General features: G+C 53.2%; 11 protein-coding genes. 7 read left to right on the plus strand and 4 right to left on the minus strand.

The features are described 5' to 3' along the window. Positions 1-4: 4 nt before the first annotated feature. Together NSQ73_RS12550 and NSQ73_RS12555 are read right to left on the minus strand one after the other, a co-directional pair. The gene (locus NSQ73_RS12550; RefSeq protein WP_340986673.1) at positions 5-757 is read right to left on the minus strand and encodes a YdcF family protein; all 753 of its coding nucleotides are present in this window, start codon (positions 755-757) and stop codon (positions 5-7) included. 119 nt (positions 758-876) lie between these two features. Next, entirely contained in the window at positions 877-1,761 is an 885-nt protein-coding gene (locus tag NSQ73_RS12555) for a helix-turn-helix domain-containing protein (protein ID WP_340986674.1), read from the minus strand. A gap of 143 nt (positions 1,762-1,904) precedes the next feature. On the opposite strand from NSQ73_RS12555, the gene NSQ73_RS12560 reads away from it, so the two are divergent. The 7 genes from NSQ73_RS12560 (at position 1,905) to NSQ73_RS12590 (ending at position 12,297) form a co-directional block, all read left to right on the plus strand. After that, entirely contained in the window at positions 1,905-3,809 is a 1,905-nt protein-coding gene (locus NSQ73_RS12560; RefSeq protein ID WP_340986675.1) for a beta-L-arabinofuranosidase domain-containing protein, read from the plus strand. A gap of 292 nt (positions 3,810-4,101) precedes the next feature. After that, positions 4,102-5,700 (plus strand): response regulator, encoded by a 1,599-nt coding sequence (locus tag NSQ73_RS12565; protein WP_340986677.1) that lies wholly within the window; start codon positions 4,102-4,104, stop codon positions 5,698-5,700. Between the two features lie 23 nt (positions 5,701-5,723). After that, a complete protein-coding gene (locus tag NSQ73_RS12570) occupies positions 5,724-7,493 on the plus strand; it encodes a cache domain-containing sensor histidine kinase (protein WP_340986678.1) in 1,770 nt (589 codons plus the stop codon). A gap of 38 nt (positions 7,494-7,531) precedes the next feature. Beyond that, complete coding sequence (locus NSQ73_RS12575; protein WP_340986679.1) at positions 7,532-8,860, plus strand: ABC transporter substrate-binding protein; 1,329 nt, start codon at positions 7,532-7,534, stop codon at positions 8,858-8,860. 224 nt (positions 8,861-9,084) lie between these two features. Further along, a complete protein-coding gene (locus NSQ73_RS12580) occupies positions 9,085-10,437 on the plus strand; it encodes an ABC transporter substrate-binding protein (RefSeq protein WP_340989262.1) in 1,353 nt (450 codons plus the stop codon). An 83-nt stretch (positions 10,438-10,520) separates the two neighbouring features. Next, positions 10,521-11,459, plus strand: a complete 939-nt coding sequence (locus tag NSQ73_RS12585) for a carbohydrate ABC transporter permease (RefSeq protein WP_039294669.1) — start codon at positions 10,521-10,523, stop codon at positions 11,457-11,459. A 7-nt stretch (positions 11,460-11,466) separates the two neighbouring features. After that, positions 11,467-12,297, plus strand: a complete 831-nt coding sequence (locus NSQ73_RS12590; RefSeq protein ID WP_042141275.1) for a carbohydrate ABC transporter permease — start codon at positions 11,467-11,469, stop codon at positions 12,295-12,297. Between the two features lie 167 nt (positions 12,298-12,464). Here NSQ73_RS12590 and NSQ73_RS12595 read toward each other — a convergent pair whose 3' ends face one another. Together NSQ73_RS12595 and NSQ73_RS12600 are read right to left on the minus strand one after the other, a co-directional pair. Further along, positions 12,465-12,869 (minus strand): hypothetical protein, encoded by a 405-nt coding sequence (locus NSQ73_RS12595; RefSeq protein WP_340986680.1) that lies wholly within the window; start codon positions 12,867-12,869, stop codon positions 12,465-12,467. A 145-nt stretch (positions 12,870-13,014) separates the two neighbouring features. Further along, positions 13,015-13,944 (minus strand): AraC family transcriptional regulator, encoded by a 930-nt coding sequence (locus tag NSQ73_RS12600; protein WP_340986681.1) that lies wholly within the window; start codon positions 13,942-13,944, stop codon positions 13,015-13,017. Between the last annotated feature and the right edge of the window lie 147 nt (positions 13,945-14,091).

Below are 14,091 nucleotides of genomic sequence, written 5' to 3' on the forward strand. Positions count from 1 at the left end.
GCAGTTAAGGCAACAGCTTCGCTGCCACTAGCCCCAGATACTCCTTCAGCGCCAGTCCGGTGGTGGAGACGGCCCCGGCAGAGGGAGTGAATTTGTTGAAATAGAGTGACATGGGCCGGCTGGCCAGGTAATCCACCGGGAAGGGCTGCGGCGTTAGTCCCGCGTGCTCAAATTGCACCATGCTGCGCGGCATATGGAAGGCTGAGGTGACCAGCACCGGACGGCTGAACCCGTGCTCCTGCATAAGTGCAGCGGTGTTGACCGCATTCTGCTCGGTGTTAAGCGAGCGGTTCTCCGGCAGGATGTCTTTTGCCGGGATGCCGAGTCCGATCAGCTGCCGCCGGGCGATATCGGCTTCATTGCCGCTGTCCGCATACACCTGGCCGCCGGAGAAAATAACCGGCAGTCCGGTCTGCCGGTACAGCCGGGCGGCAGCCAGCAGCCGGTTCGCCGCAGGACCGGACATATTGCCCTGCCCGTCCAGATCCGGAGTGCCGGAGGTAGCGCCTCCGCCGAGGATAACAATAACATCACCTTCTACTGCAGAAGGCTGCGTATATTGCCGTTCCAGACTGCCGATCAGCAGGTCACTGACCACAGAGGTCATCGACAGATAGAGCAGCAGGCTCACCGCGAGCAGTACGACCGCCGGCCGGCGGCTGCTTTTCCACAGCCAGACCACCATCCCCAGCAGCAGGATCACAAAAATTCCCGGAGGCAGAACAAAGCTGTATGCGAATTTAATGAGGTAGATCAAGCAGGTCACCAACTTTTTTAAGGATTATATAAGAGTATTATGTTCACCTGGCCTGGCATAGCAGGTCATTTCTGGTATTGTACCATGAGTCCGGCCGGTGTTCCCAGCTTCGCCCATGTTCAGGTGCGATACAGATGCTTCATGTAGGAGGAGGGGGATTCACCGAGCACTTTTTTGAACACGCGGCTGAAGTAGTAAGGGTTGGGGTAGCCAAGCGCTTCACTGATCTCAGATACATTGTACGAACTCGTCCGCATCAGCTCGATAGCTTTGTTCATCCGGAGCTTGGTATGGGTTTCAATAATCGTCTGTCCGGTGGCCTGCTTGAACGCGGCAGACAGGTAGCTGTAATTCATATTCAGCTGTGAAGCAAGCTGTTCCCCGGCGAATTCCTCCCCGCAGTACTTCATCAGATAAGCCGTTACTCTCCGCACAGTACTCCCGTTTTTGCCGCTGACAGACGTACTGCTCTCCTGCTGCCCGGCCGCATGTATATCCATGAACAGCTCATATACGCTGAGGCAGCTGCGCGTCATCCAGTGCGATTGCGACTGGGTCTGCTGAACCTGCTCCAGAATTAGCCGCAGACGGCTCTCCAGTCCAAGCTGAACCGGTGCTCTGCCGTATTTGGGTAACGGGAACCGGTACTGATAATAATCGGGATAATAATACCCCAGCTCAGGCAGCGGAATATAATCCTTGTAACTGCTCTTGTCCCGGTGCTCCTCAGCAAATGTGAAATGCACCCAGTACCAGGATGTTCCGGCAGCGCAGCGGGGTTCGCCCCAGTGATGGAGTCCTCCCCTCAGGAAAAGATATTCTCCCGCTTGTACTACGTATTCCGTACCTTCTTCTATCACCTGCATGCTGCCTTGGGTCACATAAATAAATACCTCATAATCCAGCCGGCGGTCCGGATGGGTGTAGAGGCCTGAAGTCTGATTCCAGCCGATATCCCGGATGAGGGGAAAGCCGTCTGCCGTCAAAAAGACCTGCTCTTCCAAGGTTTCACCTCCTGACCTCTCTAATCTATCCGCATTATATAACCACAAAAAAGGATATGCAATCTGTGGTTTGGTGCATTTTTTCTTGATGGATAGTGACTATAATTATTGTTATAGCCAAAATAAAGAGAGGTTGTTGAATCATGCACAGCGCAATGTCAGCTTTACGGATTGGACAGATTAAGCTTTCCCCCGGACCGGTGCAAGCCCGGTTTGAGTTGAACAAAAAGTATATTATGAGTCTGACCCCGATGAATCTGCTGCGCAGTTTCTATCTGGAGGCGGGACTCTGGAGCTATAGCGGCAACGGCGGGACAACAGCGGCCTCCACAACAAGCATGGATGGACCGGAGCAATGGCACTGGGGCTGGGAGTCGCCGACCTGTGAGCTGCGCGGGCATATTATGGGCCACTGGCTGTCTGCGGCTGCGCGTATTTACGCACAGACGGAAGATATGCTGGTGAAGGCCAAGGCAGATCATATTGTGGGGGAGCTGGCCAAATGCCAGGAAGCGAACGGCGGGGAGTGGCTGGCTGCTTTTCCGCAGACTTATATGCATCGCATTGCGGACGGCAAGTATGTCTGGGCTCCGCATTATACAGTTCATAAGCTCCTGATGGGTTTACACGAGATGTATGCCATAGCCGGCAATCTGCAGGCACTGGAGATCATGAAGGGGATCGCAGCCTGGTTCTTCCGCTGGACCGGCCGGTTCAGCAGGGAGCAGCTCGATGAACTGCTTGATCTGGAGACAGGAGGGATGCTCGAAGCCTGGGCGGATCTGTACGGAATTACCGGATCGGAGGAGCATTTGGAGCTGATCCGCCGCTATGACCGCCGCCGCTTCTTCGATGCCCTGCTGGACGGTCAGGATGTGCTGACCAATAAACATGCCAACACACAGATTCCCGAGATACTGGGAGCGGCAAAAGTGTATGAAGTCACAGGGGATGAACGTTACCGCAGCATTGTGGAGGCGTTCTGGAGATGTGCCGTTACTGCGCGCGGTTATCTGTGCAGCGGTGGGGGCGATGATGGAGAGCTGTGGATGCCCGCGGGAGAAATGTCGGCCCGGCTGGGCGCCGGACAGGAGCACTGCGTTAACTACAATATGATGCGGCTCGCGCATATCCTGCTGCGCTGGACCGGAGATGCGGCTTACGGGGATTACTGGGAACGGCGCTTCTATAACGGTGTGCTGGCCCATCAGCATGGAGAGAACGGCCGGATTTCATATTTCCTTGGGCTCGGTGCGGGCAGCACCAAAACATGGGGCTCGGAAACGGGGCATTTCTGGTGCTGCCATGGCACCTTGATGCAGGCCAACGCCTCCTATGAACCGATGATTTACATGCAGGAGGAGAGCGGCTTAGCAGTATGCCAGTGGATTCCTTCCACAGTAAGCTTCAAGCAGGGCGGAGCCGAAATAAGTATCCGGCTGGAGCAGGATGGCCAGCATGGCGTCTACCCTATGAATAATTGGTCGGTAGCCGGCATGACCAGTATTACCAGGGTAGATATTCCGCCAATCCCGGCGCACCGTCCGGATGCGCTTGTCTATAAGCTTACCGTTTCGGCTAATGAGGACAGCCGGTTCAGCCTGCGGCTGAGAATGCCCTGGTGGCTGCGGGAGGGAGCAGTCATCAGGGTGAATGGAACACCGCAGCCGGGAATATGCAGCCCGTTTGCCTTTTATGAAATAGAGCGGATGTGGAGCAGCGGAGACACCGTGGATGTGGAGCTCCCCAAAGGGTTAACTGCGGAGCCGTTACCGGGTGATCCGGCTGCTGTCGCATTCATGGACGGTCCGGTGGTGCTGGCCGGTCTGGTCGGTGAGGAGCGGCGTCTGATTGGCGAAGCGACTGACCCCGGCAGCATGCTTACCCCTGACCGCGAACGTAACCATGGCTGGTGGACCTTCGGCAGTTACCGGACGATCCGCCAGGAGCGGGGATTTCGTCTGATTCCTCTGTTTGAAGTTAAGGACGAGGAGTATACAGTATATTTTCCGGTGGAGCAGGCTGGGGGCCAGCAGACTGGAGCATAAACCAATTTGATTTTCAGGTGTTTTGCACATAAACAGGCAGCAGCTATGGAGGTTCCCCTCTTATATGACTGCTGCTGTTTTCTTTTATTTGTTCTCTCTCAGCCTGAAATGACGGTAGACCCAAGCGGCAATATTCTTAAAAAACTGCGCTTTCCTCTTAAAAAGCTTCACCCGGCCGCCGGGGTTATCGTGATACAGTATAATTGGATGAATCTCTTCAATAACGACTACAGACTGAAACAGCCGCAATCCTGTAATAATATATCAATGACAACCATGCGGAGGTGCAGCAATGAACAGAACCATACGGGTGCTGCTTGCGGATGACGAGCCGGTTATTCTGCGCGGGCTGAAGAAGCTCATAGCCTGGGAGAGCCTCGGGCTTAATATAGTAGGGGAAGCATGTGACGGGATAGAGCTGAAGGCGATGATCGACAGCTGTCATCCTGATCTCATTATCAGTGACATCAGTATGCCGGGTTATTCGGGTATCGATATTATCCGTGAAATTCATCATTCCGGTCGTCCGATCAAAGTAGTCTTTATCAGCGCCTATCAGGAATTTAGTTATGCCCAGCAAGCGGTACAATACGGGGCGCTGGATTATCTGGTCAAGCCGGTGAATACGGGACAGCTGGAGCAGGTAGTGATCCGCGCAGTAACGGTGATCCGCCAGGAATCAGAGGAAGAGCGCAACAAGGAAATGCTCAAATCCTATGAGCGGAAGAACCTGTCTGTTACGGTTGAGGAGCAGCTGGAGCAGCTGACCGACGGCAATAAGGCTGCAGCAGCTACGCTTGCCCGGATGGGCAACACGGCGATTACCCGCTATGCCAGCGTATGTGTCATCGAGACGGATGAATACGGCGGCCAGCCTTCGCGCTGGGAGGAACGGGAGCGCAAGCTGGTGGAATTCGCCTTGTTGAACATCATCAAGGAGACGGTGGACGGAAGGGGCAACGGGTATGTGTTCCGCAAAGGAGAGCGTTTCGGGGTGCTGCTCCAGCATGAGCATTTGAATGAACCACAGCAAGTAATGGAGGATCTGCATCACAAAATCAACAGCTTTCTGAAGCTGCAGGTCTCTATAGGCATCGGCCGCCCGGTCAGCGGCATTGAAGAGGCGGCGGATTCCTATCAGTCTGCACTGAAAGCGCTAAGATTTAGATATTTTGCCGGATTGAACCGGGTGATTCCCTATCCCGCCGAACCAATGGAGGCTGCTGTACCGGTATCCGCACTTGCCGCCGTCCAGAGCAGCCTGCCGGAAGCGCTCAAATCACTCGATAAGGAGCGGCTAACGGCGTTAACCGTTGAGCTGCTGGAGACCGTGCGTCTGCTCTCTGGAGATAGCCGGAACCAGGCGGTGTCCTATGTGTATAATGCCGTGATCCAGCTTGAACAAGATATGGCTGATTTCGGCGCGGATGCGGGGCTGTTGAATCAGGGAGAGAAGCCGCTGCTTGAAAAGCTGGCGGATGCCCCGACCTTCGGCGCACTGCAGCAGGAATTTGAAGCGGTCCTGTCCAAAATGTCCGAGCAGCTGAGCTGCCGGATCTCCGGCAAGGAAATGCCGCAGCTCGCGCAGGTGAAAACCTATGTGGAGGAGCATTATGCCGAGAATATTACGCTGGAGTCCATAGCCGCCATGGTGTATATGAATCCCTATTATTTCAGCAGCTTCTTCAAGAAGCATACCGGCCAGAACTTCAAGAATTATATTACCGAAGTGCGGATGGGTCATGCCCAGCGGCTGCTGCTGCAGAGTGACCTGATGGTCTACGAGATTGCCGACCGGGTCGGCTACAACAATGCGCGGCATTTCAGCGACATGTTCAAGAAGCAATTCGGCAAGCTGCCGCAGGAATACAAGCAATCGGTCAGGAACTAAGCGGATTGGAGGGAGATCATAGAGTGAAAAGACGATGGCCCGTGCGATTCTGGGGACGGGGACCGAAGAGTATTTTTGTTAAATTTTCTGCATCCTTCCTGCTGGTCGGGCTGATTCCGCTCTTTGCGCTGAGTTTCTTCTCCGTACAGACCTTCTCGGGTTATGTGGAGCGGTATACCACCAGCAATCTGCAGCAAATGGTACTCTATATGAGCTATAATCTGAATTCAGCATTCAATCAGTATAATGAAGTATCCAAATTAATGTATACAGGGCGTTATGAGGGATTCATTGAGAGCTATTCGCAGAATCAGACACAGAATGTGAATGAGCTGGAGCAGATCAACACCATTCCGATAGAATCCTTCCTGAAGACCGTTCTGTTCAGTGATTCTTATATTTCCAGTGTCCAGTTTATCCGCCAGTCTGACGGTAAGTTGTATGTTCAGGAGCGTGGCAACCGGTCGCTGAACATGGAGACGGTTCCGAATGCGGAGTGGCTGTCCGCCATGGCAGGTGACCCTGCGAAGGTGGCTATTTTCCCGACCCATCAGGACAGTTACTTCTATGGCTCAGACCGCCAGGTGTTCACGATCGGGCGCAGCCTGATTGATACCTCCGGACGGGTGACCAAAGAGCCCAAGGTAGTCGGAACGCTTTTTCTGGATATCGATACCTCGTTATTCCAGCAGTTCTTCCGTGAGCTGAGTCTCGGGGAGAAGGATGAGCTGTACCTGCTTGACGGGGAGGGGCGGACGTATTTCAGCAACCAGCCTGCCGGTGCGGCGGGGGCTAGAGCTGCTGAGCAAACTAACAATGAGATGATTGTACTCAGTGAGTCCATCCCTTTTTTGAATGGCCAGGTCATCGCCAAAATCCACCGCGGCAACCTGTTCGAACAGCTGCTGTCGGCGCGGGCAACGGTGTATATCGCCATTGGCATGTGTGCTTTTGTAATGATTGTAATGGGGGCCTGGTTCTCCAGACGTCTCGCGGCTCCCATCCGGGAGCTGATCCGGCAGATGGCCGTGGTGGAGTCGGGCAAGCTGGATATCCAGCTCTCCGTGAACAGCAATGATGAAATGGGCAGGCTGGCCCACGGGTTCAACCGGATGGTGGAACGGCTGCAGGTCTACATTGATGAGGCCTATGTGGCCCAGATCAAGCAGAAGCAGACCGAGCTGAATGCACTGAAGAGCCAGATCCGGCCCCATTACCTGTACAACACCCTTGAGGTGATCCGGATGAACGCCGTGGATAAGGAAGCGGGCGAGGTGGCGGATATGATTCTGGCGTTATCCAATGAGCTGAAGTATGTCATCGATTACGGGGAAGACCGCGTAAGCCTTGCCAGCGAGCTCGCCCATCTGCAGAATTACTTCTATATTATTTCTGTACGGTATGAGAACCGCTTCGAGCTGCATCTGGATATTGCCCCGGATGTTAATCTGGACTGGCCTATCCTGAAGCTGTCTCTGCAACCGATGGTGGAGAATGCGGTTCAGCATGGACTGCGCCTGCAGGGAAAAGGAACCGTCGGCATTACGGTCGAACGGAGAGAGCAGGTGCTGGCGATTACGATATATGATGATGGCGTAGGGATGAGCAGGGAGACTCTGTCCCGCATTAATAAGATTCTGGAAGACCCGGAGGCTCCAAGCAAAAATGTTGGCATGAAAAATGTGCATGAGCGCATCCGCTCCAGCTTCGGGGAGGCGTATGGCCTGTCTGTGAACAGCAGAGAGCATGTCGGGACCTCCATTACGCTGACGTTCCCGGTTATCACAGAATGAGGAGGACACAGGTGGTGCAAATGCCGAGGATATCATGTATGAAAATAACAATAGTGCCGCTTGCGGCCGCGCTGATCCTGTCCGGCTGTGGAGGCAAAGCCGGATCAGGCGGAATCGGACAGAATCATGCGGCTGATCAGGGGAGCCGCCCGGATACAGCCTCCGGGGGAGGTAAAATAAGCTTTACTATAGGTTATGCCTCCGGTGATCCGGCGACGAAGCAGGCTATCGAGGATACCATTAAGGCCTTCATGCAGGCGAATCCGGACATAGTCGTCCAGGATGTCAGTGAGACAAGCTCCTCTGCCTATATGGATTGGCTGAAGGTTAAGGATGCCGTGGGCGAGTTCCCCGATCTGGTAGAGATGAGGGATACCGAGGCCTTCGCCGATGCGGAGAAGATTGTTCCGCTCCCCGATGAGCTGGCGGAATTGTTCGATCAGCCGCCGCGGATCGGCGGCAAGGTATGGAATGCCCCGCTGTTTGTCGCTGCCCCGCAGGGTATTATTTATAGTAAGAAAGCGTATGCCGAGGCAGGCATTAAGACGCTTCCGGCAACTTACGATGAATTTCTGGAGATCCAGAACAGACTGCGGGCAAGCGGGATCACTCCGCTCGTTGTAGGCGGCAAGGATGTTTTTCATATGGGCTTCTGGGTTAATAAATTTCTGATTGATAATGTATATGCCGCTGATCCCGGCTGGAACTCGAAGCGGACGGCCGGTGAGGTTAGCTTCACCGATGACAATGTAGTCCAGGCCATGACTGATTTCAAACAGCTGTTCAGACGCGATGTCGATAAAGGCTGGCTAAGCACAGGGGATAACCAGACGGCGTCCATTCTGGTATCCGGCAAGGCAGCCCAGCTGTTCTCCGGCTCCTGGATGTTCTCACAGATCCAGGAAGCCGATCCCGGCTTCGAATTCGGCTTCTATGCTGTGCCGGACCGTAAAGGGAAGCTGAATGTGGTCGGCCTGCAGTCGCCCTCCGGCTGGTCGCTGTCTGCCCAGGCGGCACAGGAGCCGCTCAAAAAGCAGGCGATCGAAGACTTCATCCGGTTCTTTTTCTCACCAGAGCCTTATGCCGCATTTCTGAGCCGGATCGATTCGGTTCCTTCGACCAGGCAGGAATTCAGGCGGGAAGCCGGTGAACAGATGCAGGTGGTGCTTGATCTGATGGCCGATCCGGCCGTTACCAAATCCCTGATGATCAACAATTGGTGGGGAGATAACCTGATTCCTCCGCAGTTCCGTAACTGGTTCTACAAGCTGCTGCAGGAAATGGTTGTTAAGGACGGGGATGTACTAGAATATATGAAACGGGCCGATACTGAATACGACAGGCAGGTACAGGAATACTGGCAGTGACATTACACTATAGCCCGCGCAAGAACGGAGGTCTCCTGGACCTTCGTTTTTTTCTGCTCAGGAGAATCTTCTTAAATTTACCGCACATCCCTCTTAAATTAGTTCATTCTAACCGTGAAGGCTGAATGCTATTCTTGGAGCATAAGGAAACGCTTACGGACGATGATGCGCACATCGGGCCGGCAGTTTCCGGGCTGTATACCCAAGGGGAGGTTACTAAAGATATGAAGAACACCATTACGAAATTATCCGTCATGCTGCTCGCAGCAACCACTGTACTTACCGCATGCGGCGGAAATAACAATAACAATGCCAGTGGCGGCAACGCAGCGGCAACCGGGGCTCCGGCAGGAAATACTGCAGCTACTGATGCTGGGAAGAAGGATGTCAGCTTCACCATCGGTTATGCGTCGGGTGACCCGGCGACCAAGAAAGCCATTGCTGATACCGTTAAGAAATTCATGGAAGCGAATCCTAACGTCACCATCAAAGACTTAAGTGAAACCTCATCGGCTGCTTATCTGGATTGGCTGAAGACGAAGGATGCGGTTGGAGAATTCCCGGATCTGGTGGAAATGCGTGACACCCAGGTATTCGCGGATGCCGGCAAAATTGTCGAGCTTCCAGCCGATCTGCTGGAGCTGTTCGAATCGCCACCGCAGGTGGACGGCAAAGTATGGAACGCTCCGATGCAGGTCAATGCACCGCAAGGGATCATTTACAGCAAAAAAGCTTACGCTGACGCCGGGATCACCGAGCTTCCCAAAACCTATGACGAGTTCATTGCCATCCAGGAAAAATTGAAAGCTACAGGTATCTCCCCGCTGGTAGTAGGCGGCAAGGATATTTTCCATATGGGCTTCTGGGTCAATAAATTCCTGATCGACGATGTCTACAGCAAAGATCCGGACTGGAACTCCAAACGTACGGCCAAGACCGTCAGCTTCGCAGATCCTGCTGTAGTCCAGGGCATGACTGATTTCAAAGAGCTGTTCAAGAACTATGTGGACAAAGGCTGGCTGAGCACCGCAGATAATCAGACCGCGTCGATTCTGGTATCCGGCAAAGCCGCACAGCTGTATTCCGGCACCTGGATGTTTACCCAGATTGCTGAAGCTGATCCAGGCTTCGAATTCGGCTTCTACGCGATCCCGGACCGCCAAGGTAAAGTGAATGTCATCGGTCTGCCGTCACCGGCCGGCTGGTCGTTATCCGTTGATGCGGCCAAGGATGCCGACAAAACGGCAGCGATCAAAGACTTTATCCGCTTCTTCTTTGCACCGGAGCAATACTCGGTCTACCTGGCTTCGATCAATGCCATTCCTTCCACCAAAGAGAAAGTTACCTATGAGACAAGTGAGCAAATGCAGGTTGCACTGGATCTTATTGCCGACACGAGTGTCACCAAGTCACTGGCCATCAATAACTGGTGGGGCGATAACCTGATTCCTCCGCAATTCCGCAACTGGTACTATAAGCTGCTCCAGGATATGGTGGTGAACGATGCCGACGTAACTGAATATATGAAGAAGGCCGATACCGAATATGACAATCAGGTCAAAGCCAATTCGCTGTAAATAAAAGCGCCGGAAGGGAACCTCTGCTCCGGCAGAGGTTCCTCTAATCTAGACAAGCGCGTCCCAGGGAGGGGAGAGGAACCATGGCTACATCCATCGTTAATACAGACAAGTCTTTCATAGCCGCAGAGAAGCCTGGCAAGAAAAAGAAAAAATGGCAGTCCTACGCGCTGTTGTTCATCCTGCCGTCATTCCTTTTATACACACTGTTTGTCATAGTCCCTACAGCAGGCAGCGTCTACCTAAGCTTCACATCGTGGGACGGGATCAGCAGCGATATCCGGTATATCGGATTCGCCAATTTCGTCGAGATCTTCCAGAGTCCGCGGGTGCAGAACGCCCTGAAGAACACTTTGGTTATGACAATTACGCTAGTACTGCTTGAGAACATTGCTGCAATCGCCATGGCCTTAATGGTCGACAAGGTACGCTGGTTCCGCAATTTATTCAGAAGTATCTTCTATTTCCCGACCCTGCTCAGCGGAATCGTCATGGGCTTTGTCTGGGCAATGATTCTGAATTACAACTTCGGCGTGTTTAATCAGATCCTGACCTCCGTCGGTTTAGGCGACTATATCGTCGACTGGCTGGGCAATCCGAAATACGCTATGCTGTCAATTATTCTGTCAACGGTCTGGAAAGGCGCGGGTTATTATATGATCATCTATCTGGCCGGACTGCAGGGCATTCCGCAGGAGCTTAATGAAGCGGCCAGCATTGACGGCGCAGGCGGCTGGCAGCAGTTCAGGCATATTACGTTCCCGCTGCTTGCGGGTTCGATGACCGTGTGCATGGTGCTTTCCATGATCAGCGCGCTGAAGATATTTGACCAGATTGCCGTAATGACCGACGGCGGCCCGGGCTTTGAGACGGAGACATTAACTTATATTATCTACAAAGTAGGCTTCGGGGAGCTGAGACAAGGGTTCGGCACAGCGCTGGCTATGGTTCTGTTCCTGATTATTCTGATCATTACGGTCATTCAGGTTAAATTCCTGCAGAAACGGGAGGTGCAGCTCTAAGATGACGATGCAGACCAAGCGGAGAATCACTGAAATTGTCTTGTTTGTCATAACGCTCCTGGTAGCGGTTATCTTTTTCTTCCCGATTTTCTTTAATCTGATGTCCGCGTTCAAAAGCAACGCCGAGATTATGCGCGATGCGGTTGCTTTTCCGAAGACACTGTATTTAGACAGCTTCAAATATCTGCTTACGGAGACCGAATTTCCGCGTGCGATCCTTAATAGTCTTATTCTGACCGTAGTGGCGATTGTCGCCCAGGTGCTGATTATTCCGATGGCAGGTTACGCGATTGAACGCAGAAATGCCCGCTGGACGCGGCTGGTCTTCATCTATTTCCTGGCCGGCATGATGATTCCGTTCCAGGCGTATATGATTCCGCTGTTCAAAGAGCTCAGAATACTCGGCCTGTACGGCAGTCTGGCGGGACCTATCATGATCTATGTCGCCGGTGCCGTAGGCTTCGGATGCCTGCTCTATACCAGCTTCGTCAAAGGTATTCCACGGGAGATTGAAGAAGCGGCAGAGATTGACGGGTGCTCCCGCTACGGGATTTTCTGGAGAATCGTCTTCCCGCTGCTCGGACCGGTTACGGCAAGTATGGTGGTGCTGAACGGTCTGGGGATCTGGAATGACTTCCTGATGCCGATGCTGGTGCTGCCTTCCGGTCAGGCCAAGACGATGGTAGTAGAAATCTACCGGTATATCGGGGAATTCTCGTCGCGCTGGGATATGATTTTTGCCGGAACCGCCATGTCGGTGGTGCCTGTGCTAATCGTGTTTATCTTCCTGCAGAAGTATTTCGTTAAGGGAATTGCGTCAGGGGCCACCAAGGGATAATTTCAATAGAGGAAATAACCAAAATGAGATACCTGTCTCTTTAAGGAGCAAGGCTGAATAATGAGTAAGACTGCCGGGAGTACAGCGGTTCCTGATTATGCGGGAACCGCTGTTCAGCATGTGTATGCAGCGCAATTAAGTTCAGGAGAGTGTGAAGGAGATGCCGGTTAGTTGACTACAATTGAATATGGATAATAGTAGCTGGTAGGGACCGAGGTGGCGTAGACCAAGAAGCGGTAGGTCTGTCCATCTACCAGGTTCAGTGTGATGGCAGAGCTGCCGTTGCCACTGTAGAGTGAGGCACCGGTTGAAGAGTAAATGTTGAGATTGAAAGGCTGATTATTGCGGCTGAATGTAATGTTATGGGTGCCCGTCCGGTTAGCGGTAAGCACCCACCAGTCCATATCTGAAATCGAAGAAATGTAGCCGAGACTGTAATCACCACCGTAGTGGGCAATGCTCGCTGAGCTGAGTTCATTGTTGGGTTCGACCTCGGCGGCAGCAAAGGCGGAAAGGGCTCCGGACATTGACAGCGCTGCGGTCAGCAGCAGGATTCTTGTCCATCTTTTCATGAATATTCACGCTCCTCATTTAATGTAAGGCCATTTATATATAGCCTCATCCATATAATAACATTAGTTGGAAAATAGTATATAAATATAAATCATTTCATATAAATGCATAATAAATAGAAGGCATGTAGTAAGTCCGGATGAATTACTCTTTCACCGGCTCAGACTCTGCCGTAAGCTGGCGGTAGCCCATGGGAGGCAGGCCGGTCCAGCGCTTGAACTGCTTGCTGAAATGGGAGACATCACGGTAGCCGAGCCGGTAGGCGATACTCTCCACTGACAGGCTGTTATCCAGCAGCAGCAGCTTGGCATGGCGGATAATCAGGTCAGAGAGATACTGCCTCGGCGGCAATCCGTAGATTTGCCGGAAGGCACGGTTGCAGTGATTCGGGCTGTAGCCAAGCCTTGCGGCGATGTCTTCAATGCTTCCGGCCCGGCTGCCGGTTGCCGCAGCGGTGAATACGGATTCCTGCAGCAGCCCTTCAATGGCATTCGCCAGGGCAACGGTTTTCTCCGTAACACCGGGCAGTGTGCTCCGGGCAGGGGAGGGTAATGCAGCCAGTACCCAGCTGCTGAGTGCGGTGAACAGTTGCAGCGAAGCATTGAGCGTTACCAGCCGGCCCCGCTGGGCATCGCTGGCATCAGGGAGGATCGTCGAGCTGATAATTGCATCGAGCGAAGAACGGATCGCCTGCAGCTCCGGAGAGTCGCCGCTTAGGCTGACGGTGTCCATCGTCATCAGGGAACGGCGCAGGACCAGATCATCAATGTCGAAATGTAGGCAATAATAGGTCATTTCATCCTCTGACACCGTACCCAGGCTGGAATGTAGCACGCTTGGGCGGATGAACAGAATGTCGCCGCTGTGCTGGATGTAAGACTGCCCGCCTACGTTCATTTGCTGCGAACCCTGCAGGACGATATTGATCTCGAACATCGGATGGGTGTGCGCCGGATATTGCCACTCCCTGTTCACCTTGCGCCAGTGGGCAGCGAATATATGAAAGGCAGCCTGTATATCCGGGGACATCCGGCCGTCCATGGAATGCTGTGTGCCGGGATCTAATACGTTCATACTCAACCTCTTTTTCACTAAAAGTTGGCTCTATTATAGCATAGGCCGCCGCGTCCGATTGATTTGTCCAAATAATTGGCGGCTTTACGCCTGTTGCATAAGCCGGGCCGGCGCTAACATAGAGCTAAGAGCCCGGTACTGCCGGGA

This window comes from Paenibacillus sp. FSL R10-2736 (assembly GCF_038000245.1).
GTDB classification, from domain to species: Bacteria; Bacillota; Bacilli; order Paenibacillales; family Paenibacillaceae; genus Paenibacillus_AQ; species Paenibacillus_AQ phytohabitans.